This is a genomic window from Lactobacillus sp. UBA5813 (genome assembly GCF_002417895.1).
Lineage (GTDB): Bacteria > Bacillota > Bacilli > Lactobacillales > Lactobacillaceae > Lactobacillus > Lactobacillus amylolyticus.
This window is the reverse complement of the sequence record NZ_DICZ01000032.1, coordinates 1-23,409: the sequence shown is the minus strand read 5'-3', so window position 1 is coordinate 23,409 and position 23,409 is coordinate 1. Positions and strand designations below refer to the sequence as shown.

Annotated in this window: 17 protein-coding genes and 4 pseudogenes; 18 read left to right on the top strand and 3 right to left on the bottom strand. The window is 36.8% G+C overall.

The window, feature by feature from the left end; genetic code table 11:
- Positions 1-122 precede the first annotated feature (122 nt).
- From B2008_RS06020 to B2008_RS08295, 3 genes and pseudogenes are all read left to right on the top strand, one after another.
- Positions 123-986: an EamA family transporter gene (locus B2008_RS06020; protein ID WP_286822615.1), complete on the top strand. Its 864-nt coding sequence runs from the start codon at positions 123-125 to the stop codon at positions 984-986.
- A gap of 25 nt (positions 987-1,011) precedes the next feature.
- Positions 1,012-1,932 carry an EamA family transporter gene (locus B2008_RS06015; RefSeq protein WP_286822596.1) on the top strand — a complete coding sequence of 307 codons (921 nt, stop codon included), beginning with the start codon at positions 1,012-1,014 and terminating at the stop codon, positions 1,930-1,932.
- Between the two features lie 202 nt (positions 1,933-2,134).
- Positions 2,135-3,365 (top strand): annotated as a pseudogene (locus tag B2008_RS08295) (IS4 family transposase).
- A 144-nt stretch (positions 3,366-3,509) separates the two neighbouring features.
- Here B2008_RS08295 and B2008_RS06000 read toward each other — a convergent pair.
- Complete coding sequence (locus B2008_RS06000; protein ID WP_286822594.1) at positions 3,510-4,190, bottom strand: type 1 glutamine amidotransferase; 681 nt, start codon at positions 4,188-4,190, stop codon at positions 3,510-3,512.
- A 78-nt stretch (positions 4,191-4,268) separates the two neighbouring features.
- Positions 4,269-5,099 carry a bifunctional hydroxymethylpyrimidine kinase/phosphomethylpyrimidine kinase gene (gene thiD / locus B2008_RS05995; RefSeq protein WP_286822593.1) on the bottom strand — a complete coding sequence of 277 codons (831 nt, stop codon included), beginning with the start codon at positions 5,097-5,099 and terminating at the stop codon, positions 4,269-4,271.
- Between the two features lie 134 nt (positions 5,100-5,233).
- On the opposite strand from thiD, the gene glpK reads away from it, so the two are divergent.
- The 15 genes and pseudogenes from glpK (at position 5,234) to B2008_RS05920 (ending at position 23,080) form a co-directional block, all read left to right on the top strand.
- Positions 5,234-6,733: a glycerol kinase GlpK gene (gene glpK, locus B2008_RS05990; RefSeq protein ID WP_286822592.1), complete on the top strand. Its 1,500-nt coding sequence runs from the start codon at positions 5,234-5,236 to the stop codon at positions 6,731-6,733.
- 58 nt (positions 6,734-6,791) lie between these two features.
- Complete coding sequence (locus B2008_RS05985) at positions 6,792-7,565, top strand: tyrosine-protein phosphatase (protein ID WP_286822591.1); 774 nt, start codon at positions 6,792-6,794, stop codon at positions 7,563-7,565.
- 7 nt (positions 7,566-7,572) lie between these two features.
- Positions 7,573-8,523: a LacI family DNA-binding transcriptional regulator gene (locus tag B2008_RS05980; protein ID WP_286822590.1), complete on the top strand. Its 951-nt coding sequence runs from the start codon at positions 7,573-7,575 to the stop codon at positions 8,521-8,523.
- Between the two features lie 127 nt (positions 8,524-8,650).
- A complete protein-coding gene (locus B2008_RS05975; RefSeq protein WP_286822589.1) occupies positions 8,651-9,826 on the top strand; it encodes an acetate/propionate family kinase in 1,176 nt (391 codons plus the stop codon).
- A pseudogene (locus B2008_RS05970) lies at positions 9,826-10,253 on the top strand (PAS domain-containing protein). Before B2008_RS05975 ends, B2008_RS05970 begins: the two are co-directional and overlap by 1 nt.
- A 114-nt stretch (positions 10,254-10,367) precedes the next feature.
- Entirely contained in the window at positions 10,368-12,029 is a 1,662-nt protein-coding gene (locus tag B2008_RS05965; protein ID WP_286822588.1) for an alpha-glucosidase, read from the top strand.
- 2 nt (positions 12,030-12,031) lie between these two features.
- Complete coding sequence (locus B2008_RS05960) at positions 12,032-13,753, top strand: glycoside hydrolase family 13 protein (RefSeq protein WP_286822587.1); 1,722 nt, start codon at positions 12,032-12,034, stop codon at positions 13,751-13,753.
- 173 nt (positions 13,754-13,926) lie between these two features.
- Entirely contained in the window at positions 13,927-16,191 is a 2,265-nt protein-coding gene (locus B2008_RS05955) for a glycoside hydrolase family 65 protein (protein WP_286822586.1), read from the top strand.
- Positions 16,184-16,846: a beta-phosphoglucomutase gene (gene pgmB, locus B2008_RS05950; RefSeq protein ID WP_286822585.1), complete on the top strand. Its 663-nt coding sequence runs from the start codon at positions 16,184-16,186 to the stop codon at positions 16,844-16,846. The genes B2008_RS05955 and pgmB overlap by 8 nt, the downstream gene beginning before the upstream one ends.
- 21 nt (positions 16,847-16,867) lie before the next feature.
- Positions 16,868-17,974, top strand: coding sequence for an ABC transporter ATP-binding protein (locus B2008_RS05945; RefSeq protein ID WP_286822584.1), 1,107 nt, complete (start codon positions 16,868-16,870; stop codon positions 17,972-17,974).
- A 111-nt stretch (positions 17,975-18,085) separates the two neighbouring features.
- Complete coding sequence (locus B2008_RS05940; RefSeq protein WP_286822583.1) at positions 18,086-19,309, top strand: extracellular solute-binding protein; 1,224 nt, start codon at positions 18,086-18,088, stop codon at positions 19,307-19,309.
- Between the two features lie 76 nt (positions 19,310-19,385).
- Positions 19,386-20,744, top strand: a complete 1,359-nt coding sequence (locus B2008_RS05935) for a carbohydrate ABC transporter permease (RefSeq protein WP_286822582.1) — start codon at positions 19,386-19,388, stop codon at positions 20,742-20,744.
- Positions 20,745-20,749: 5 nt separating this feature from the next.
- Positions 20,750-21,607, top strand: coding sequence for a sugar ABC transporter permease (locus B2008_RS05930; RefSeq protein ID WP_286822581.1), 858 nt, complete (start codon positions 20,750-20,752; stop codon positions 21,605-21,607).
- 257 nt (positions 21,608-21,864) lie between these two features.
- Complete coding sequence (locus B2008_RS05925; protein ID WP_286822580.1) at positions 21,865-22,368, top strand: O-acetyl-ADP-ribose deacetylase; 504 nt, start codon at positions 21,865-21,867, stop codon at positions 22,366-22,368.
- 103 nt (positions 22,369-22,471) lie between these two features.
- Positions 22,472-23,080, top strand: a pseudogene (locus B2008_RS05920) (histidine phosphatase family protein).
- A gap of 126 nt (positions 23,081-23,206) precedes the next feature.
- On the opposite strand, the pseudogene B2008_RS05915 reads toward B2008_RS05920, so the two are convergent.
- Positions 23,207-23,409, bottom strand: a pseudogene (locus tag B2008_RS05915) (multidrug transporter subunit MdtG); the annotation flags it as partial.

Here is a 23,409-nt window from a genome sequence, read left to right as displayed (position 1 = left end):
GGATTGAAGTTAAACCAGAACAGGCAAGCCAATTGTTAAGCCTAAACGTTGAAATTACGAAGCATTTGGAACAGTTAAGTTATCAATATGTCACCGTTGACTTGGCAGGTCTGGCTTGCGTAATGTGGGGCATTTCGGGCTTATTTGCTAAAAGTTTGTTTAATATCAGCTCAGATATTACGCCAATGTGGTTATCACAAATCAGAATGGTAGTCTCAGGTGCTATTTTATTAATTGTAGCAGGCGTATTAAAGCAAAAGCCGATTAAAACGATGAGAAATAAACATGATGCATGGACGATTATTGCCTATGGTATTTTTGGTCTATTGCCAGTACAGCTGTTTTACTTTATTGTTGTGCAGCAAGCTAATGTCTCAATTGCAACGATTTTGCAATTTGTGGGACCATTTTTTGTAATGGGCTATTTAGCCATAACTCATCAGCAAGTGATGCGGCGAATTGACGTAATTGCAGCTATTTGCGCCTTTATTGGGGTAGTATTATTAGCTACGCACGGGCATTTTAGTCATTTTGCCTTAACTCCTAGTGTTTTGTTCTGGGGATTATTATCGGCAGTTGGTGTAGCAACGAATACTTTGATTACAATTAATGTCTTAAAACGGGTTTCAAGTTTGGTAGTTACTGGTTGGGGGCTGCTGTCAGCTGGCATTTGCTTGATGATTGTCCATCCTCAAATGCCCCATATTCCTAATACGCCACAAGTTTGGCTAGATGTATTAGCAGTAATTGTAATTGGAACACTGATTCCGTTTCAATTGATGACTAATTCTTTGCGCTTTATTAAGGCATCAACAGCGAGTTTGCTGGATGCTTTTGAACCTTTTTCAGCTACGGTAGGATCTGTAATTTGTTTTGGTTTAATCATGACGCAAATGGATTGGCTGGGTTCAATTTTAGTTGTTTTAGCAGCAATGGCTTTGAATATTTCACCTAAGAAAAAGAACCTTGACAAAGCACATAGATAATGAGAAAGAAAATAGGTGATGCAAAATGGTACCAGCAAAAACACGCAGACTCTGGACATTTTTAGCAGCAATGGCAGCTGTAATGTGGGGCGTTTCAGGATTATTTGCTAAAGGATTATTTGATCTTAGTCCTAAATTAACCCCAATGTGGTTAACACAAGTTAGATTGATTATTTCAGGTGCAGTGTTGTTAATTGCATCAGGATTTTTAAAACAAAAACCACTAGCTACATTAAAAAACAGACATAACATTTTAGTAATTATTGCTTATGGAATATTTGGCTTATTGCCAGTACAACTGTTTTATTTCATGTGTATTCAAGTAGCTAATGCTTCAATTGCCACCATCTTACAATTTATTGGTCCTTTCTTTGTCTTGGGCTATTTAACTATAACACGCAAGCAGGTAATGCGCAGATTGGATATTATAGCAGCTTTATGTGCATTTTTAGGAGTATTTTTACTATCAACGCATGGTCAATTTGATCACTTAGCAATCACGCCGATTGCGCTGTTTTGGGGAATTTTGTCTGCTTTTGGTGAAGCGGCTTATACCTTGATTCCAGTTAATATCGTTAAAAGAGTCTCTAGTATGGTTGTGACTGGCTGGGGGATGATTTTTGCGGGAATTAGCTTATTAATAATTGATCCACAATTTCATGCAGTTCCTAATAAACCTGAAATTTGGCTATATACAGCAGCGGTTGTTGTAATTGGCACGATTATTCCATTTCAAATTATGGCCAACGCATTGCGGTATGTAATTCCTTCAACTGTCAGTTTGCTTGATGCTTTTGAGCCATTTTCTGCGACAATTGGGTCAGTAATCTTCTTTAACTTAGTAATGATGCCAATGGATTGGGTAGGCTCAATTTTAGTAGTTGTTGCTGCAATGGCGTTGAATTTAACGCCTAAGCCCAAAAAGAAAAATAAAATTCACAGTTAAAAAATAAAAAGGGATAAAGGTCATGTTGATCAATGTCATTAAGTTAAGCTATTGACATTGATGAACATGTTTTTTTAGAACTAAATCGTTTGATTTAGTTCTTTTTTTATTTTCTGCATAAAATAAAAGAGAGAACTCTACGTTCTCTCTCCCTTTTGTATACCTTTTCCAAATAACATTATCTAGAAAGGACAATATTATCATGAAAAGTCTTCATACTAATATATTAAAACGCTTAGATTCAATTATCAATAATACTGCTGATAATATTCACGATTTTATTTCTGACCCTCATGCTTTCACTCGTAAAAGAAAGCTTGATGCATTTACAACAATTAAGATAATCCTCAATATGCAGGGCAATTCTTTAGCCAAAGAATTGTTTGATTGCTTTGATGATAATGAAAAAATGATGACTGTTTCAGCTTTTGTCCAACAAAAATCAAAATTAATCCTAAATCTAAAAACATAATTACTGACCAATTTATCAAACCAATTTGTCAAATTCATGTTAATGCACTATATGATTTGGCTGATAATACTTATCAAGATTGTGTTTTTCAGCCTAAAGCTCAGATAGATGAACGTACTGCAGCTATTGATATGCTTAAGAAATTGCATGTTGGCCCATACATTGTATTAATGGACCGAGGCTATACTAGTTTTAACATGGTTGAAAACTGCAATCGTTTTTCTAACTGCTATTATGTAATCAGAAGCAAGACTGGCAAATCAGCTTTTAAAGAAGTAGAAGCCTTGCCCGATCAAGAATGTGATGTAGATATATCATGCCGAGTTACAGACTCAAATTATTATTACATGACGCATAAAGATAAAGAAAATATTCATCTAATTAAAAGGCAGCGTAAGCATTATAAAAAATTACGCTCTAAAAACACTCGCAATATTCATTAGGATTTTGGGCATTTTGCAGGGTTAATTTTCGTGCCTGCAAGATTAATATCAATGATGATCGTGATCCTGACAAAGAAATATGGGAAGTTTTGCTTACCAACTTAAATAGAAAAGATTTCCCATTAAGCAAAATAAAAGAACTGTATCATTTGCGTTGGGGCATTGAAAGCTCATTTAGAAAATTAAAATATGATTTGGGCAGTGTCCAATTTCATTCAAAGAAAGATAATTTTGTCAAAATGGAAATCTATGCTCATATGATCATGTTTAATGCGGTCAGTCAAACAAACGCACAGGCGACAGTAGCACAAAAGACGTGTAAGTATGCTTATAAGATCAACTTTAAAATGTCCTGCATAATTATTCATAGACGATATCTTCAGGGCTCATCAGATTTAATATTTGAAAAAGCATTAATTGAAATCAGTGCAAGAGTCGTGCCGATTAGACCAGGGCGAAAAGACAAAAGAAAGATGAAAGTACAATCTCCTATTAATTTTGTTTACAGAGTTGCCTAGATAAAACACATGACAAAAAGTGTGCACTTTTTGTCATGCAAAAAAAAGAACTAAATCAAACGATTTAGTTCTTTAAAGACTTGATCATCAATGTCAATAGCTTAACTTAATGACATTGGTCATGTTGATCCTTATCCCTTTTTATTATTCAGTTACTTTTTCATTAACACGTTCTTGGTGACGGGCAATAATCATCTTTACAATTGCATTGGCTACATTGGTATTCTTTAACAATGGTCCATGTGAATATGAACCAATAAAGTTGCGATAACGCAACCCTTCAACGTGATCTTGCGGGTTATTGCCATAACCTTCAATCATGTCGCCAAGGGGATGCAATTTATCTTTGTTATCAAAATAAGTTTGACCAGAGTGATTTTCAAAAGCTCTGACTTCACCCCATTCAGTCATATAACGCGTGTCACCAATCATGCGCTTATCGCTTTTGAAGACAGTATGAAGCGGTAAAATATCTAATCCTGGGATTGTTACGCCAGAATTAGTCTCGTAGTAGCTGCCCATTAATTGGTAGCCGCCGCAAATGCAGAGCATTGGCTTATCTTGATTAATGTATTTCTCAAGTGTTTCTTTGTGTCGAGGCAGATCTTTAGCAACAACGGTTTGTTCAAAGTCTTGACCTCCGCCAAAGAAAACAAAGTCATAATCAAAGGCATCAAACTCATCGCCTAATGAAATATTATCAACTTGGGTGTCATAGCCTTCAAGCTTTAAAAGAAAACTCAAGATTTTGACATCACCAGAATCACCATAAGTGTTGATCAAATCTTCGTAAAGATATGCAATTTTAATTAATTTATCGCTCATTTTACCGTTCCTTAGTTCGTATAATTTCTTCTTTTTTAGTATAGCCTAAAGAAGAAAAGGGAGCAAAAGATTACAATGCTAGTCGTCTAGCGTTTTAGCTGTTTTTTGTTGGGCAGCTAAATGGTTAATTGGGCCCCATTTTGAACCGACATCAATTGGATGTGAGATTGCATCATAAGTAAAGTCTTTGCCTATCCTTACAGCATCGATTACTGCTTTTCCTTTAGCTAGTTCGGCGGCAATAACTGCGGATAAGGTATCGCCAGTTCCGTTTACCCGGTCTGTTTTGAAGAATGGTTTGGTAAATTCGTGGAACCTGCCGTCTGCAGTTAAGAGAATATCAGTTACGTTAGCCTGATCAGTTGAATCATGGCGTCCTTTCATTAGAACATTTTTTGCTCCCATCTCTTGCAGTTTTTGAGCACCTGAATAGATTTCTTCCTTACTGTTAAGTTTCATTCTAGTTAATTTTTGCTGTTCATAAAAATTAGGGGTAATTATGTCAGCCAGGGGCAATAATCTGTCTAAGAATGTTTGATAAGCATCATCATCTAATAGCGTTGCACCATGCTTAGTGATGATTACTGGATCAAGCACAATTTTGCCCATATCGTATTTTTCTAAATTATCAGCAACACAGTTAATAATTTCTTTATCGGCTAACATACCGGTTTTAGTTGCATTAATTTTAAAATCATCGTTTAACACATCAAATTGCTTTTGAATAAAGTCGATGGGCATAATTTGTTGAGCAAAAATGCCTTTAGTATTCCCTGCAACAGCTGCTGTCATTAGCCCCATTCCATAAACGCCACGCGCATAAAATGAGTGCAAGTCAGCAGGCATGCCAGCGCTGCCATCACTATCATTACCAGCAATAGTTACAGCAATTTTTTGCTTATTTTCCATAAGAAACAAGGGCCTCCTTTTGAAAGTTTGGTTATGAAAATTATAACGTATCTTACAAAATAACTGCTAGAATCTGCGTCTGAAAAACAGTAACATTATAAGAAAGCGCTTTTTTAAAGAAAAGAGAATTAATTATGGCAGAAAAATATATTTTAGCAATTGATGAAGGAACCACATCGACCAGAGCAATTATTTTTGACCATCAGGGCCGAGAAGTTGCCTCAGCTCAAAAAGAGATACCACAATATTTTCCTGAGCCAGGCTGGGTAGAGCATGATGTAAATAAGATATGGATGGCAGTTCAATCCACAATTGCTAATGCATTTATTAATTCCGGTATATGGCCAGGGCAAATTGCAGCCATTGGTATTACTAACCAGCGTGAAACTACAGTTGTTTGGGATAAGGATACTGGTGAGCCTATCTATCATGCGATTGTTTGGCAGTCAAGACAGACAACAGGATTAGCCGAGAAACTAAAAAAGGAAGGCTACAGTGAAAAGATTCGTCAAAAAACAGGCTTGATTATTGATCCCTATTTCAGTGCAACTAAGATTCGCTGGATTTTAGACCATGTACCTGGTGCGCAAGAAAAAGCGGAACAAGGTAAACTTTTATTTGGCACAATTGATAGTTGGCTAGTTTGGAAATTGACCGATGGGGCAAGACATGTGACTGATTATACGAATGTTTCTCGCACCATGCTGTTCAATATTCATAGCCTTGAATGGGATAAAGATATTTTAAAATTGCTCAATATTCCGCCAAAGATGCTGCCAGAAGTGCGATCTAATTCTGAAATTTATGGTGAAACGGCTAATTATATGTTCTTTGGTGGAAAGGTTCCAATTTCTGGTATGGCAGGCGATCAGCAAGCAGCCTTATTTGGTCAGCTTGCTCTAAAGCCAGGAATGGTTAAAAACACTTATGGCACTGGTGCCTTCATTGTAATGAATACTGGGGATAAACCAACAACTTCCAATAATAATTTATTAACGACAATTGGTTATGGCATTAATGGCAAAATTACTTATGCGCTAGAAGGTTCAATTTTTGTTGCGGGCAGTGCAATTCAATGGCTAAGAGATTCAATGAAATTAATCAAACATGCCCCAGATTCTGAAAAAGCAGCATTTGAATCAACTTCTGAAAATGAAGTTTATGTTGTGCCTGCTTTTACACGGTTAGGTGCACCTTATTGGGATGCAGAAACGCGTGGTGCTATTTTTGGCATTACCCGCGGCACAGCTGATAAGGATATTATTAAAGCTACATTGCAATCACTCGCTTATCAAACACGAGATGTGGTTGATACGATGCAAGAAGATTCTGGAATAAAAATTCCCGCTTTGCGTGTGGATGGCGGCGCAAGCAACAATAATTATTTAATGCAATTTCAGGCTGATATTTTAGGAATAAAAATTGAACGTGCCAAGACACTTGAAACAACCAGCATGGGAGCAGCATTTTTGGCAGGCCTGGCAGTTGGTTATTGGAAAAATGTTGATGAATTAAAGCATACTTTTACTATCGGCCAAGCTTTTGAACCAAAAATGGGAAATTTAGAAAGAGAAAAACTGTATTCCGATTGGCAAAGAGCAATTAAGGCCGCTCGTCTATTTGCTCATGACTGACAATGTTATAATAAAAGCGTATATTAATAATTTCTAAAATAAGAAGGCGAGAAGCAAAATGAAACATGATCGAATACTTGCCTTAGACGCCCCGCTTAACTTTAGAGACCTTGGGGGCTATAAGAATGATAAAGGTCAACAGGTAAAATGGAACAAGATATATCGTTCTGATTCACTTAGTTCTTTATCAGATGAAGATAAGCAAAAATTAACGGCTCGCCGCATTACCGTGGACATAGACTTACGTTCAAATTATGAACAAACTTCAGCACCAGATAAGCTCTGGGATGATGTACGCTATGTTGATGCCCATATTTATTCACAAGATCGTAAGCAAAATAAGGGGGATAATAAGCTTTATCGTTTCGTGCATCATATACCTGATATGAAAGACAATTGGCTAGGCCAGATTTATCAACAAGTTTTGCTTAACTCTCATAGTCAACGTGAATTTGCTAAAATTTTTGCGGAACTAATTGAATTACCCCAAGAAGACGCCCTGGTTTATCATTGCAGTGCAGGCAAAGACAGAACAGGAATGACTACGGCGCTTATTTTGACTGCTTTAGGAGTTGATGACGATACGATTTCACGAGATTATTTATTGACGAATGAGTTGTATGATTTTGCTATTGCCAAGCAGTTTCCTGACGACAATGATATTGCCAAGCTAGTGTCGAAGATGAATATCACTAAAGGCGAAGGTCCTGCAATTCGCGGAATTACAGAAACTATTCGTGCAGGTTGGGGTAGTTTTGATAACTTTTTCAAAAAGGAACTAGGCTTTAGTCAAAAAGATTTAGACCGGTTCAGAAAGATGTACTTGGAATAGGATTAATATGACTACTTTATCAGATGTTGCTAAAGAAGCAAATGTATCAAAAATGACAGTATCACGGGTGATTAATCACCCTGAACAAGTGACGCCAGAATTGAGAACTATGGTAGAAAAGGCAATGGAAAAGCTGAATTATCATCCTAATTCAGTTGCCCAAGCCCTGGTTAATAATCGAACTAATGTGGTAAAGTTTGTTACTTTGGAAGATGTTGATACAACTGAACCATATTATATGAATCTGCTTTTTGGTTTTGCGCGCGGATTAAATACTAAGCAGTATGCTATGCAATTAGTAACGGATCCTAGTCAAATAGAAAAAGGAAGGGCAGATGGCTATTTAATTACTGGCGCTAGAAATGAAGACTATGAAATATTTGATAAGCTAGATAAACCATTTGTATTATTTGGTGAAAATCACCGTGGATACGATTTTGTAGATTCTGACAATCAATTAGCCGAAAAAATGGCAACCCAATATGCACTAGATCGCTTATATAAACATATTATTTTTATTGGAATCGATTTAAAAGAACCCTTTGAATATTCTCGTGAAGCTGGTTATATTAACACTTTGCAGCAGCACCGATTAATTCCACAAATTTACCGAGTATCTAACCATAGTCATGAAGCACAACGGGTAATTCGAGAGCATTTTGATGAGTTTAAAAAAGATACCTGTTTTGTTTGTGCAAGTGATCGAATTGCTGTGGGAGTGGTAAGAGAATTACAAAGTGAAGGCGCAAGGATACCTGATGATTTTGGTGTAATTGGCTTTGATGGCGTATTTTTGGATCAAGTTTCTAACCCTAAGCTGACAACAATTAAACAACCAATTTTTGAAATGGGTGAAATGTTAGCCAAAATGCTTTTGCAAAAAATTGCTCAATCAGGCTCTCCCCAAAGTGAAATAATGCTTAAACCGAAGCTGATTAGACGGCAATCAACTAGATGATGTAAAAATAACAGATGCACCTTACAATGACTAAGGGCATCTGTTTTTAGTTTAGAAGATATTATCCATTTATAATGAAATCGCTATACTAAAAAGTAAGATCTATTTTAGACAAAGGGGACAAATTATGAAAAAAGTTTTAGCAATTAATTCAGGTAGTTCATCATTTAAATATAAATTATTTTCGTTTCCTGATAAAAAAGTCATTGCTTCAGGGATGGCAGATCGTGTTGGGTTAGATAATGCAGTTTTTAAAATAAAATTGCATGGTAAAGAATATATTAGAAATACAGCAATCCCAAATCAAGAAGCCGCAGTTAGTCTATTAATTGAAGATTTGAAGAAATTTAAGGTCTTAAAAAACTTGGAAGAATTAGCTGGAGTTGGCCACCGGGTTGTTAATGGTGGCGAAATTTTTAAGGACTCAACTTTTATTGACAAAGAAAAACTGCAGCAAATTTTCGATTTAGGTGAATTGGCTCCGCTGCATAATGTTCCTGAGACAACTGGAATAAAAGCTTTTATGAAAATTATTCCCAATGTGCCTCAAGTTGCAGTCTTTGACACTTCATACCATACTAGTCTTGAGCCAATTAATTATTTGTATCCTATCCCATATAAATATTATGAAGAATTAGGTATTCGTAAATATGGCGCTCATGGTATTTCTGTTAGTTATGTTGCTCCACGTGCAGCTAAACTTATGGGCAAGAATCCATATACAGGTAAACTTATTGTTTGTCACTTAGGTTCAGGTGCATCGGTTACTGCTGTTAAAAATGGTAAATCATTTGATACTTCAATGGGATCTAGTCCTTTAACTGGTCTGGCAATGGGGACACGCAGCGGTGATTTTGATCCTTCAGCTTTGCAATATATTATGAAAAAGACTGGCATGTCAATTGATGATGCGGTTGATATGTTGAATCATCAATCAGGAATGCTAGGAATATCAGGTGTCTCATCAGATATGAGAGACTTAATTGAAAGCAAACAAAAGCGGGCTAAACTAGCGAGAAAGATTTTTATCAATCGCGTTGTTCGTTATGTTGGTGCATATGCTGCTGAGATGGATGGCGTAGATGCAATTGTCTTTACAGCAGGAGTTGGTGAACACGATCCAGGCATCCGTGCAGGAGTAATGGCATCGTTGCGCTATTTAGGTTTGAATCCGGATTTTAAGGCTAATAGAACAGATGGCGAAAAATTTATTTCTAAGCCTAATTCAAAAGTTAAGGCATTAATTGTCCCGACAAATGAGGAATTAATGATTGCAAATGAAGTAATGAGGTTAACAAAATAGTGACAGACAAAATTAATTTAGTCGGTGGAAGTTTAAGTATCGAACAATTAAACGCAATTTTTGAGACTATTCCACAAGAAATGGATGTTTTAGATGAAAATGATATTGTGGTTTGGTCTTCAATGAATAAAATCGCATATTTAAACGAACCGAAAACGATATTGGTAAAACGGTTTTTGAAGTTCATCCTGGTCGCAGCCAAAATCATGTTAAGGCGGTTTTAAAGCAAATGCATGGTGGTCAGCGCGGGAAATTGTCAATTATGATTCATAAAGATGGCATAACAATAAATATCTCGTTTTATAGTTTGCATAACGAGCAAGGAAAATATATTGGCTGTATTGAAGTAACGCAGCCAGTAGCTGATCTGCAAATTAAGGGTAGCAAGTGGCGTAATATCTTAAATATGCTTTTAAAAAGAAAATAGTCAAAAGGCACGATTCAATCAAAAAAGTCGTGCTTTTTTGATACCGATAACAGTAAATAAAATGTTGAAACCGGTTTCTCATATCCCTTAAACTATGCGTGGAGGAAATTAATTATGGCACATTGGTACGATCACGCAATTATATATCAAATTTATCCTAAGTCTTTTCAAGATAGCAATGGAGATGGCATTGGCGATTTAAACGGTATTCGCAAACGCATCCCATACTTGCAAAATCTTGGCGTTAATGCTGTTTGGCTTAATCCGGTTTTTGTTTCGCCACAAGTAGATAACGGCTATGACGTTTCTAATTACTTCGCAATTGATCCCCATATGGGCACGATGGAAGATATGGAAAACTTAATCAAAGACTTGCATCAAGCACGAATTCATCTAATTATGGATTTTGTTTTGAATCATACTTCTGATCAGCATCCGTGGTTTCAAGATGCAATTAAAGACCCTAACAGTTTATATCGAGATTACTACATTTTTGCCGGTCATGATGGTCAGCGTCCTAATAATTGGGGGTCATTCTTTGGCGGCAGCGTTTGGGAGCCTGATCCTGCTGGAACTGGTCAATCATATTTCCATTTGTTTGATAAACGCATGCCAGATTTGAATTGGAAAAATCCCGAAGTACGTCATGCCATGCTAGAGATAGCAGAATTTTGGCTTCAAAAAGGAATTGATGGCTTAAGACTGGATGCATTTATTCATATTGGAAAAGCAGATTTACGTCAAAATTATCCAACTCAAGATGGCGATGTGGATCAACCGATCGTGGCAGAACCATTTTTCGCTAATTTGCCTCAAGTCCAAGAATGGATGCGGCCATTTTGTGAAAAAATTAAGCAAGATTATCCTGATGCCCTTCTCTTAGGTGAAGCATCCAGTGCTAGTGTCAACTTGTCCGTTGACTACACGTCTAAGCGAAATCATTTAATGGATAGCGTTATCACTTTTCGCTACTTTACTGAGGATGATTCTGACTGCGATAATCGTTTTTCAAAGCAATATCAACCTAAAAAGCTTGACTTAACAGCATTTAAGCAGAATCAGGTAATCTGGCAACAAACATTGGCTAATGTATCGCAGCCAACCCTTTATTGGAATAATCATGATATGGCAAGAGTGGCTACAAGAGTAGCTAAGACGCCGCTTCAAGCTAAAAGCTTGGCAATGCTGATGTATTTACAGCGCGGCATCCCAGTTATCTATTATGGTGAAGAACTTGGAATGAAGAATTTGCATTTTGATAATGCAGCTCAATTCGAAGATCAAACTGTCGGACCGTGGCTTAAAGATGCAGAAAAGTTTTTGAGTAAAAAAGATGCATTGCAAATGGTAAGTCAAACTCATAAATTGCCAGCAAGAGTAGTTATGCCGTGGGATGCGACTGCAAATAATGGCTTTAGTGACGCTAAACCGTGGATAACAGGTGAAAGGCAAGATAATGCTTGCGCTGCCAGCGAAATCAATGATACTAGCAGCATGTTTACTTTTTATAAAAAAATGCTGGAAGTAAAAAAAGAAGCACTATTTCAAAATGGTGCATACTATATGATTTCCACAGATAAGAATAGCTATGTATATCGGCGTGATTTAGATAAAGAAAGCGCCATTGTAGCTGTTTCATTGAGCGATGAAAAAACGACTGTTGAAATTCCAGCAGATTATAAAGCTTTGGTATTAAAAGCAGGAGAATACCAATTAACTAATGGAAAATTAACTTTGATGCCTTATGCAGGCGTTGTATTAAGAAAAGGAGAATAAGAATGCAATTAGCAGCTTTAAGATACCGAACTGAGAGTGAAGATAGTTTTGTAGTAGATTCTAGTCATGTTCGCGTACGTTTTCACAGTGCGAAAAATGATGTAGAAAGAGTAATTGTTCACTACTGTGACAATTATTTGCCACTTGAAAAAGCCAAAACAATCGAAATGAAAAAAATTGGTTCTGGACAAGTGGAAGATTATTGGGGCATTACGCTTGAAGCACCATTTCATCGTTTGAAATATACTTTTGAAGTAGTTGGCAAAGATGGAACTAGCGTGGTTGTTGGTGATCGTGCAATTAGTAGCGATGTTAGTGCAGCTGTAATGGAAGACGGCTCATATTTTAAGGTGCCGTATTGTCATGAAATTGATATGGTGAAAACACCAGAATGGGTTAAAAATACTGTTTGGTATCAAATCTTTCCTGAGCGCTTTGCTAATGGTGACAAGTCTAACGATCCTGAAAATGTTAAACCTTGGAATCCAGAAGATCATCCTGGTCGAGAAGACTTTTATGGCGGTGACTTGCAAGGAGTACTTGATCATTTAGATTACCTTAAGAAATTAGGCGTTAATGGTTTATACTTCTGTCCAATTTTTAAAGCTGCTTCTAATCATAAATACGATACAATTGACTACTTCCAAGTTGATCCTGCTTTTGGTGATAAGGACCTCTTTGCTAAATTAGTCGATGAAGCTCATGCTCGCGGGATGAAAGTTATGCTTGATGCCGTCTTTAACCATTTGGGTGATAAATCCATGCAATGGCAAGATGTAATTAAGAATGGAGAAAATTCGCGCTTTGCCGATTGGTTCCACATTAATGAATACCCAGTTGAACCTTACCGCGATCCATTAAAAGGAGAAGGTAAGCCGCAATTCGATACTTTTGCTTTTGAAAAGCATATGCCTAAGTTAAATACTGCTAATCCAGAAGTTCAAGACTTCTTACTTGAAATTGCAACTTACTGGGTTAAATACTTTGATATTGATGCTTGGCGTTTAGACGTAGCTAATGAAGTTGACCATCATTTTTGGAAGAAGTTCAAGAAGGCTTTAGTTGCGATTAAACCTGATTTCTATATTGTGGGTGAAATTTGGCATTCAGCTAGACCTTGGCTTAATGGTGATGAATTTAGCGGCGTAATGAATTATCCATATACGCTGCAAATTGAAGATCATTTCTTCAAGCATAAGTTGTCAGCTCAAGAGTTGGCTGATCGTTTGACAGACCAATTAATGAAGTATCGCGATGAAACTAACGCAGCGATGATGAATATGCTTGATTCACATGATACCGCACGTATTTTAACAGTTGCTAATGGTGATCAAATACTGGCATTGCAGGCTTTAGCTTTTGAATTTATGCAAAAAGGCTGTCCATGTATTTATTACGGTACAGAAATGGGAATGGCAGGCGGGAATGATCCAGATTGCCGTAAGCCAATGGATTGGTCAAAAGAAGATGGACCGGTTTGGCAAAAAGTACACCAATTGATTGAATTTCGCTTGCAACATGATGAAACTTTGGGAAGTGGCAGAATTAAGTTACGCGTAACAGAAAATGGCTTACTTGAAGTCGTCCGCGAAGGCCAAGAAAGCATTTATGCTTACTTCAACACAACCGATCATCCAATTGAACTTGATTGCAATAGCGCTTTTAGTCAAGAGTATGAGAATAAACAGTTAGCTCCAAAGGGCTTTGCAATAAGTGTTCGCTAAAAGTTACTTTTTATAAGTAAAGAAAAGAAGGCAGATTAAGCTCTGTCTTCTTTTTCTATTATTTAATCTTGATACCGGTAACAGCAGATTTGATATTGTAAACCACTTTCAATTCAAGGATAATGAAAGCGCGAACAAAAGAACACCTCAAATTTTGCGGGAGAGAGATTTATATGAAACGAATTTTTGAAATTGATCCTTGGAAAGTTGTTACTTATAACTTCAATCCTGAAGCTAAAAGATTGCAAGAAAGTATGACTGCAATCGGAAATGACTACATGGGTATGAGAGGCAACTTTGAAGAAGGCTATTCAGGTGACAGCTTACAAGGAACTTACCTTGCTGGTGTATGGTTCCCTGACAAGACTGTTGTTGGTTGGTGGAAGAACGGCTATCCAAAGTACTTTGGTAAAACTCCTAACGCTCCAAGCTTTATCGGCATTGGTATTACAGTAAATGGTGAAAAGATTGACTTAGCCAAAGTTAAGTTTAGCGATTTCTACCTTTCACTTGATATGCATCAAGGTCTTCTTTCAAGAAGTTTTGTTTATGAAGGCAAAGATGTGAAGGTTAAGTTTGAATTTGAACGCTTCCTTCATATTGTTCAAAAAGAAGCTGCTTTAATTAAAGTTAAGGCAACTGTACTTGAAGGCCATGCAAAAATTGACTTTGATTCTACTTTAGACGGAACAGTTGTTAATGAAGACAGCAACTACGATGAACGCTTCTGGGTGCCACTTGGTGAAGACAAAAAAGCAAGAACCATTCAAGTCAAAACTAAGCCAAATCCATATGATGTTCCACAATTCACTGTTTTACTTAAAGAATCATTGCGTCATAACGGTGAAATTGTCCAAGGTGAAGTTTCAACTGAAGAAGCTAAATTAAGTGAAAAACTTTCAATTGAATTAGATCAAGATCAAAGCTACGAACTTGAAAAAGATGTCATTGTTGTAACCAGCCGTGATGTTGAAGAAAAAGATCAAGCAAATATTGCTGCAGATCTAATGAAGAAATTACAATCTGAGAGCTTTGATGAAAACTTGGCTGATCATACAGCTACTTGGGAAAAGCGTTGGGAAACAAGTGATGTAGTTATCGCTGGCGATGATGCTGCTCAACAAGGTATTCGCTTTAATATTTGTCAATTGTTCATGACTTACTACGGTGAAGATAAGCGCTTGAATGTTGGACCAAAGGGCTTTACCGGAGAGAAGTACGGCGGTGCTACTTATTGGGACACTGAAGCTTATATTGTTCCAATGTACTTAGCAGTAACCAAGCCAAGTGTAACTAGAGCATTGCTCCAATATCGTCACGATCAATTGCCAGGTGCATACCATAACGCTAAAGAACAGGGCTTACCAGGTGCATTATTCCCAATGGTTACTTTCAATGGTATTGAATGCCACAACGAATGGGAAATTACATTTGAAGAAATCCACAGAAACGCTGATATTCCACACGCAATTGCTATGTACACTGAATACACTGGTGATGATTCATACGTTAAAGATGAAGGTATGGACGTTTTAGTTGGTACAGCAAGATTCTGGGCAGCTAGAGTTCACTGGTCCAAGTGGCGTAACAAGTATGTAATGCACGGTGTTACTGGTCCTAACGAATATGAAAACAACGTTAACAACAACTGGTTCACCAGCATGATGGCTCAATGGCTTCTTAAGTACACTTTAGAGCGTTTGCCATTAGCTACTAAAGAAGCTCAAGAAAGAGTTCACGTCAGCGAAGAAGAAAAAGGGAAATGGCAAGACATTGTTGATAAGATCTACTTGCCAGAAGATAAAGATCTTGGCATTTTCTTACAACAAGATGATTTCTTAGATAAAGATATTCGTCCAGTTAGTGAAATTGAAGATCAGCGTCCAATCAACCAACATTGGTCATGGGACAAGATCCTTCGCTCACCATTTATTAAACAAGCAGATGTATTGCAAGGTATCTACTTCTTCCCAGACAGATTTACTAAAGAACAAAAGGAAAAGAACTTTGACTTCTATGAACCATTGACAGTTCATGAAAGTTCACTTTCACCAAGTATTCACTCAATTTTAGCTGCAGAACTTGGCAAACAAAAGAAGGCTGTTGAACTTTACCAAAGAACTGCACGTCTTGACCTTGATAACTACAACAATGATACAGTTGATGGTTTGCACATCACTTCAATGAGTGGTTCATGGTTAGCAATTGTTCAAGGCTTTGCAGGAATGCGTTATGACCATGATCAATTGAAGTTCACTCCATTTATTCCAGAAGATTGGGATAAATACAGCTTCAAGATTAACTATCGTGGCCGTTTGATTGAAGTTTATGTAGATCACGAAGAAACAAAGATTATTTTAATTTCTGGCGATGACTTGGATGTTGTAGTTAGAGATAAGAAACTTGCTCTTAAAGAAGGTGAAACTCAAAATGCTTAAAGGATTATTATTTGACCTTGATGGGGTTTTAACTAACTCAGCTAAGTTTCACCTTACTGCGTGGAACAATTTAGCTAAAGAATTAGGCATTACTTTAACTGATGATCAACTTGATTCATTACGTGGTATTTCAAGAATGGATTCACTTAATCTGATTTTGAAATATGGTGGTCAAGAAGATAAGTATTCTGAAGCAGAAAAGGAAAAGTTTGCTGCAGAAAAGAATGCTAAGTTCGTAGAACAAGTTGAAACTATGACACCAAAGGATATCTTGCCTGGTATTCCAGAATTGCTTGCTGATGCTAAAAAGCAAAACTTGAAGATGGTAATTGCTTCAGCTTCAAAGAATGCACCTAAGATCTTAACTAGATTAGGCATTATGGATGAATTTGATGGCATTGTTGATCCATCAACTCTTCATCACGGTAAGCCAGATCCTGAGATTTATATTAAAGCTCAAGAAATTGCAGGCTTAAAGGCTGATGAAGTAATCGGCTTTGAAGATGCTAAGGCTGGTGTTGAAGCAATCAAGGCAGCAGGTCAATTTGCTGTAGGAATTGGCAATAAAGAACTTTTACATGAAGCAGATTACATTGTTGCTTCAACTGCTGATTTAAAACTTAGTGAAATTGAAAAAGTTTTTAATGAGAAATAATTAAAGAGAGTAGGGAAAACAATGGTTGAAGTTGATTTAAACCATATTTATAAAAAATATGCAGGTAACGACAGATATTCTGTAAACGACTTTGACTTGCACATCAAAGATAAGGAATTCATCGTTTTCGTTGGTCCATCTGGTTGTGGTAAGTCAACTACCTTGAGAATGGTTGCAGGTTTGGAAGACATTAGTAAGGGTACTTTGGAAATCGATCATAAAGTAGTGAACGATGTTGCTCCAAAAGACCGTCACATTGCGATGGTATTCCAGAACTATGCTTTGTATCCACACATGACCATTTATGACAACATGGCCTTTGGGTTGAAGTTGCGTCACACACCTAAAGATGAAATTGATAAAAAGGTGAAGAAAGCAGCTAAAATGTTAGGCCTTGAAGACTACTTGGATAAAAAACCAGGTGCCTTGTCCGGTGGTCAAAGACAGCGTGTTGCATTAGGACGTGCGATCGTTCGTGAAGCACCTATCTTCTTAATGGACGAACCTTTGTCAAACTTGGATGCTAAGTTGCGTGTTGTAATGCGTACCGAAATTGCTAAATTGCACCAAGACTTGGGTACTACTACTATTTATGTTACCCACGACCAGACTGAAGCGATGACTTTAGCAGATAGAGTTGTTGTTATGTCTGTTGGTAAAGTTGAGCAAATCGGTTCACCACTTGAGGTTTACAACAAGCCAGTTAATATGTTCGTTGCCGGCTTCATTGGTTCTCCTCAAATGAACTTCTTTAATGTTCACTACAAGGATGGTCGAATTTCCGATGGCAAAGGTTTGAATATTGGTATTCCTGAAGGTAAAGCAAAATTGCTTGAAGAAAAGGGCTACAACGATAAGGACTTAGTCTTCGGCATTCGTCCAGAAGATATTCACTCAGAAGAAGCATTCACGGAAACTTGGCCAGATTCAGTTATTGAATCAAAGGTTGTTGTTTCAGAACTTTTGGGTGCCACTATTCAACTTCACCAAGAAGTTGATGGTACTGAATTCACTGCAATTGTAAATGCACGTGATTATCACAAGCCTGGCGATAAAGTTAAGATGGGCTTTGATGTTAACAAGGCTCACTTCTTTGACAAGGATTCAACCAAGGTTATTGTTAATTAATTGTACTTAAAAGACGAAGTGCAAAATTTTAATTAAGCTTACAACTATATGTAGCAAAGGCTACTGTTGTTAAGAATTGTTTATTGTTTTGATTTTTTAGGAGGAAAAGTCATGAAGATTTGGAAAAAGATGGTTTTAGGTAGTACTGCTGTTCTTGCTGCATTGTCACTTGCAGCTTGTTCAAACGGCTCATCAAATTCATCATCAAGTAGCAGTTCAAATAAGAAGGCTAACTTAACTCTCTGGGTAGATACTGAACAAGTTCCTTACTACAAGCAAATTGCTAAGGACTTTACTAAGAAGAACAAGAATATCAAGGTTCGTGTTGTTCAAAGTCCTAACGGTTCAGCAAATGCTAAGACTGATGTTGCTAAGGACCCATCAAAGGCTGCAGATGTATTTGAAGTTCCTAACGACCAATTAGGTCAAATGGCTGAAGCTGGTTACATTAACCCACTTTCACCATCAGCAACTAAAGATATCAAGGCTAACTACATTGATGTTGCTGCAAAAGGTGTAACTTGGAAGGGCAAGATTTATGCATTCCCATATGCACAACAAGCACAAACTATTTACTACAACAAGTCCAAGCTTTCAGCTAACGACGTTAAGGATTGGAAGACTTTAACTTCTAAGGGTGTTGTAGCTACTGACTTTACTAACGCTTACGTAATGTGGCCAGTAATGTTCTCAGCAGGCACTAAGTTATTTGGTGACAATGGTGAAGAGCTTAAAGGTTCAACCTTCAATTCACAAAATGGTGTTAATGCTTTGAAGTGGTACGCAGCTCAAAAGAAGAATAAGGGCGTAATGCAAACTTCAAACGCTTTGAACCAATTGAACAAGGGTAATGCACAAGCTGTCCTTGATGGTCCTTGGAACGCTGCTAACATCAAGAAGATTTTGGGTAAGAACTTCGCAGTTGCTAAGTATCCTAAGATTGAAGTTGGTGGTAAGAGCGTACAAATGAAAGCATTCCTCGGTATTGAAGGCTTCGCTGTTAATTCCAACACCAAGAACGCTAAGGCTGCTTCAGAATTAGCTGCTTACATTACTAACAAGAAATCACAATTAATTGCTCACAAGAATGCTGGTCAAATCCCAGTATTGGAGTCAGCTGTAAATTCAAGTGCTGTTAAGAGCGATCCAGTTGCTGAAGCTGTAATCGAAATGGCTAAACCAGGTAACTCAGTATTACAACCTAAGCTTCCACAAATGGCTGCATTCTGGAACGATGCAGCTCCACTTATTAGTGGTACTTACGATGGTAAGATTAAGCCAGCACAATACAAGGCACAACTTACTAACCTCGCTAAGAACATTGAAAAGAAATAATTTGCTAAAAGCGTAAGCAATGGGTTGGGCAAAAAAACGAATTGTCCAACCTTTTTGCCTAAGAAGGGGAGAAGCTATGTTTCTAAAGAAAAAGCATGTAGCTCCTAAAGCAACATATCGTGAGGTTTGGTCAAAAGGTGACGCTGCTACCAAGTTATCATTTTTCTTGATGGGTAGTAACGCCTTGGCTAACAAGCAATGGGTAAAAGGTATATCACTTTTGCTTTCAGAAATTGTCTTTATTGCTTGGTTTGTCCTCAGCGGTATTCCTACTTTAGGTATATTAGGTACATTAGGGTCTGTTAAAACCAAAAAAGTTGTTTATGATGCTGCACAAGGTGTTTATGTAACTAAGCAGCCGTCAAATTCAGTTTTGATTTTGTTATTCGGAGTGTTAGCTTTAATCATCTGTATTGTGATGATTTATCTATATATCGTAAACTTACGCTCAACAAGACACAATTATATCTTGAAGCGTGATGGGGAGCACATTCCAACTAACGTTGAAGAACTCAAGAGCTTGCTTGACCCACGTTTGCACGTAACTTTAATGGTTATCCCATTATTGGGAATCTTGTTCTTTACTATTTTGCCAACGGTCTTCATGATTTCAATGGCATTCACCAACTATGATCGTCAACACCCAATTGCCTTTTCTTGGATAGGGTTCAAGGCTTTCGGTAATGTTTTGAGTGGTGACTTGGCTGGTACTTTCTTCCCAGTTTTGGGTTGGACTTTGATTTGGGCTGTAGCAGCTACTGCAACTACTTTCTTCTTTGGAGTCTTACTTGCACTTTTAATTGAATCAAAAGGCATTAAGCATAAGGGCTTTTGGAGAACCATCTTTGTAATTGTTTGGGCTGTCCCACAATTCGTATCACTTTTGATGATGGCTCAATTCTTAGATTACCAGGGTGCTTTAAACAACATCTTGATGAATTTGCACTGGATTAGCTTACCAATTCACTTTATTGATAACCAAGCTTCTCCATTAGTTGCTAGAATCACAGTTATTATTGTTAACATGTGGATTGGTATTCCAGTTTCTATGCTTGTTTCAACTGCGATTATTCAAAACTTACCACAAGATCAAATTGAAGCTGCCAAGATTGATGGTTCAAATGCTGCACAAATTTTCCGTTCAATCACTTTCCCTCAGATCTTATTTGTAATGGCACCTTCACTTATTCAGCAATTTATTGGTAATATCAATAACTTCAACGTTATCTTCCTGCTAACAGGTGGTGCACCAATGAATAGTAAATATAACGGTGCCGGTTCAACCGACTTGCTGGTAACGTGGTTATATAACTTGACCTTTGGGCAGGAACAGCGTTATAACGCAGCAGCCGTATTAGGTATCTTAATCTTTATTATTAGTGCAACTGTATCGCTAATTGCATATAGACGTACTAATGCATTCAAGGAGGGCTAGAAGACATGAAGTCATATTCAAATCAAAGACGGCTCTCATTAATCTTTCGGTATATTCTATTAATTGTTTTAGCAATTCTTTGGATTTTGCCGATTGTTTGGATCGTCTTAGCAAGTTTTTCATTCAATGATACTGGATTCGTTTCGACTTTCTGGCCGGAAAAATTCACGTTGCAAAACTATATCGGGATCTTTACTAATTCCCAATACCCATTTGGCAATTGGATTATTAATACTTTGATTATTTCATTGCTTTCAATGGTAATTTCAACATTCTTAACTATTTCAGTTGCTTATGTTTTGTCAAGACTTCGCTTTGCATTTAGAAAGCCATTCTTACAAATTGCTTTGGTATTAGGAATGTTCCCAGGCTTCATGTCAATGATCGCTTTGTACTACATCTTAAAAGGTCTTAACATGTTGAACCTCTTCGGTTTGTTACTTGTTTATGTAGGTGGTGCAGGTTTAGGATTCTACGTTGCCAAGGGATTCTTCGATACAATTCCTCGGTCAATTGATGAAGCTGCAGAAATTGATGGTGCTACCAAGTGGCAAGTATTTGTACACATTGGTTTGCCACTTTCAAAGCCAATGATTGTATATACTGCTTTGACAGCTTTCATTGCACCATGGACAGACTTCATTTTCTCAGGTATTATTCTCTCAACTTCAGGAAATGCGAAGACATACACCATTGCTTATGGTTTGTACAACATGGTACACACAGCCAAAGGTAACGCAACTGCATACTTTGCTCAATTCGTTGCAGGATGTGTAATCATTGCCATTCCTATTACTATCTTGTTCGTATTCATGCAGAAGTTCTATGTTAACGGAATTACTGCAGGTGCTGACAAGGGTTAGTATCCAAATTGCTTATGCTAAAAAATGCTCTATCTTTTGTGATAGAGCATTTTTTGTATAATTAAAGAATTAAATTTAATCTAATTACGATTAGTCTAATCATAATTAGGCTAAAATAAATGGATTTCCTTATGAAGAATTTTTTGATTAAAAATCGTGAATTAATCAAAATTATTTTGGACTAAACCAACATAACACATGCCTTGGTGTTAAAATATAAATAGTAAGAAACTACGTGTTTTCAGGGATATATGATAATGAAAAATATAAAAATAATTCAAGGCGATATTACTAAAATGAAGGCAGATGCCATTGTTAATGCTGCTAATAATTCACTGCTTGGTGGTGGCGGCGTTGATGGTGCTATTCATAAAGGGGCGGGGCCCCGTCTGCTTGAAGAATGTATGACTTTGCATGGCTGCCCAACTGGTGAAGCTAGAATAACTAGAGGATATAACTTGCCAGCAGATTACGTAATTCATACTGTTGGTCCTGTTTATGCTGGTAAGACAAGCGATGCACATATGCTTGCATCTTGTTATTACAATTCATTGACTTTAGCTAAAGAAAAAGGATTGCATAGTGTGATTTTTTCAGCTATTTCAACTGGAGTATATGGATATCCTGCAGAAGCTGCTACAGAAGTTGCAATTAAGACAATTCGCAAATGGCAAAACGACAATCCAGATTATGAAATGGATATTGCTTTATGTGCTTATGATAATCGCATGTATCGCATTTATGAAAAGATGGTAGCGTAGAAAGAATATCTTTGTTGATTACTCTAAGGTTAGGAAAAACTTTATAACGTTTTTTCCTAGCTTTTTTCTTAACATTAAAAGTAGTACATAATATTTTTTATTTATGGAGAGAAAAATGCATTTATTAATTATTAGACATGGTGAAAGTGACGGTGATATTTTAAAAAGATGTGAAGGACGAGCGGATTATGAATTAACTGCTAGGGGACAAATTCAAGTTGAAAATACAAGTCAGTATTTGAATGAGCATTATAACATTACTAAAATATACAGCAGCCCATTAAAGCGTGCGTATCAAACTGCAAAAATTTTACAAAATGGGCAACCACTAATTTTAGACGATAATTTGATGGAATTTAATAATGGACTTAGGGCGGGATTGCCTTATTCAGAAGCGTATCGGAAGTATCCTCAGGTAAATGTTGCAATTCATGAAGCAAAGTATAATCAGGAAAGTTTATTAGAATTTAGATATTGAGCTGATTTTGTTTTATCAAAAATTATGTCTGAGAATGATACAAATAAAACTATTGCTGTTGTGGCACATGGTGGAATAATCAACCAGCTTTTTCATAGTTTTTTGAGATTACCTGTAGATAGTGACTTATTCTTTCAAACTAATGATGCTTGCTTTCATGAATGGCAAGTAAATGAAAGTTCAAAAACGATTGTAAAAACTAATTTTTCAGTTTTAGAAAATAATAAGATATAAGAAAGTGTCGGGGGGAAAAGTCATTTGTTAGTCAATTTTAGAAAAATAAAAATACTGATACATCAACGTTTTTCGACATTGAATATCAGTATTTTTTGTCCAAAAAGAGTTTTTCCCGGATTCGTTTTATCTATCTCTATAAGAAATACCCCAAGCAAAAATCAAAACTAAGATAAAATTGATTAATAATGTAAATCCAGTTACCCAAAATACTGTTGCATAATTTGAAAAACCAGAAATAGTCGAACCCATCAGTGAGCCTAAAACCGCACCAATTGCTTGAAATGATTGATTATAACTGAAAATTCGGCCAAAGGAACTTGATGGCG

Coding starts and splice junctions, on each gene's coding strand:
- B2008_RS05960 (WP_286822587.1), top strand. CDS start 12,032: ATGCAATTAGCAGCTTTAAGATACCGAACTGAGAGTGAAGATAGTTTT.
- B2008_RS05975 (WP_286822589.1), top strand. CDS start 8,651: ATGAAAAAAGTTTTAGCAATTAATTCAGGTAGTTCATCATTTAAATAT.
- B2008_RS06000 (WP_286822594.1), bottom strand. CDS start 4,190: ATGAGCGATAAATTAATTAAAATTGCATATCTTTACGAAGATTTGATC.
- B2008_RS05980 (WP_286822590.1), top strand. CDS start 7,573: ATGACTACTTTATCAGATGTTGCTAAAGAAGCAAATGTATCAAAAATG.
- B2008_RS05955 (WP_286822586.1), top strand. CDS start 13,927: ATGAAACGAATTTTTGAAATTGATCCTTGGAAAGTTGTTACTTATAAC.
- B2008_RS05925 (WP_286822580.1), top strand. CDS start 21,865: ATGAAAAATATAAAAATAATTCAAGGCGATATTACTAAAATGAAGGCA.
- thiD (WP_286822593.1), bottom strand. CDS start 5,099: ATGGAAAATAAGCAAAAAATTGCTGTAACTATTGCTGGTAATGATAGT.
- B2008_RS05935 (WP_286822582.1), top strand. CDS start 19,386: ATGTTTCTAAAGAAAAAGCATGTAGCTCCTAAAGCAACATATCGTGAG.
- B2008_RS05940 (WP_286822583.1), top strand. CDS start 18,086: ATGAAGATTTGGAAAAAGATGGTTTTAGGTAGTACTGCTGTTCTTGCT.
- B2008_RS06015 (WP_286822596.1), top strand. CDS start 1,012: ATGGTACCAGCAAAAACACGCAGACTCTGGACATTTTTAGCAGCAATG.
- glpK (WP_286822592.1), top strand. CDS start 5,234: ATGGCAGAAAAATATATTTTAGCAATTGATGAAGGAACCACATCGACC.
- B2008_RS05945 (WP_286822584.1), top strand. CDS start 16,868: ATGGTTGAAGTTGATTTAAACCATATTTATAAAAAATATGCAGGTAAC.
- B2008_RS05930 (WP_286822581.1), top strand. CDS start 20,750: ATGAAGTCATATTCAAATCAAAGACGGCTCTCATTAATCTTTCGGTAT.
- B2008_RS05985 (WP_286822591.1), top strand. CDS start 6,792: ATGAAACATGATCGAATACTTGCCTTAGACGCCCCGCTTAACTTTAGA.
- B2008_RS06020 (WP_286822615.1), top strand. CDS start 123: ATGTGGGGCATTTCGGGCTTATTTGCTAAAAGTTTGTTTAATATCAGC.
- pgmB (WP_286822585.1), top strand. CDS start 16,184: ATGCTTAAAGGATTATTATTTGACCTTGATGGGGTTTTAACTAACTCA.
- B2008_RS05965 (WP_286822588.1), top strand. CDS start 10,368: ATGGCACATTGGTACGATCACGCAATTATATATCAAATTTATCCTAAG.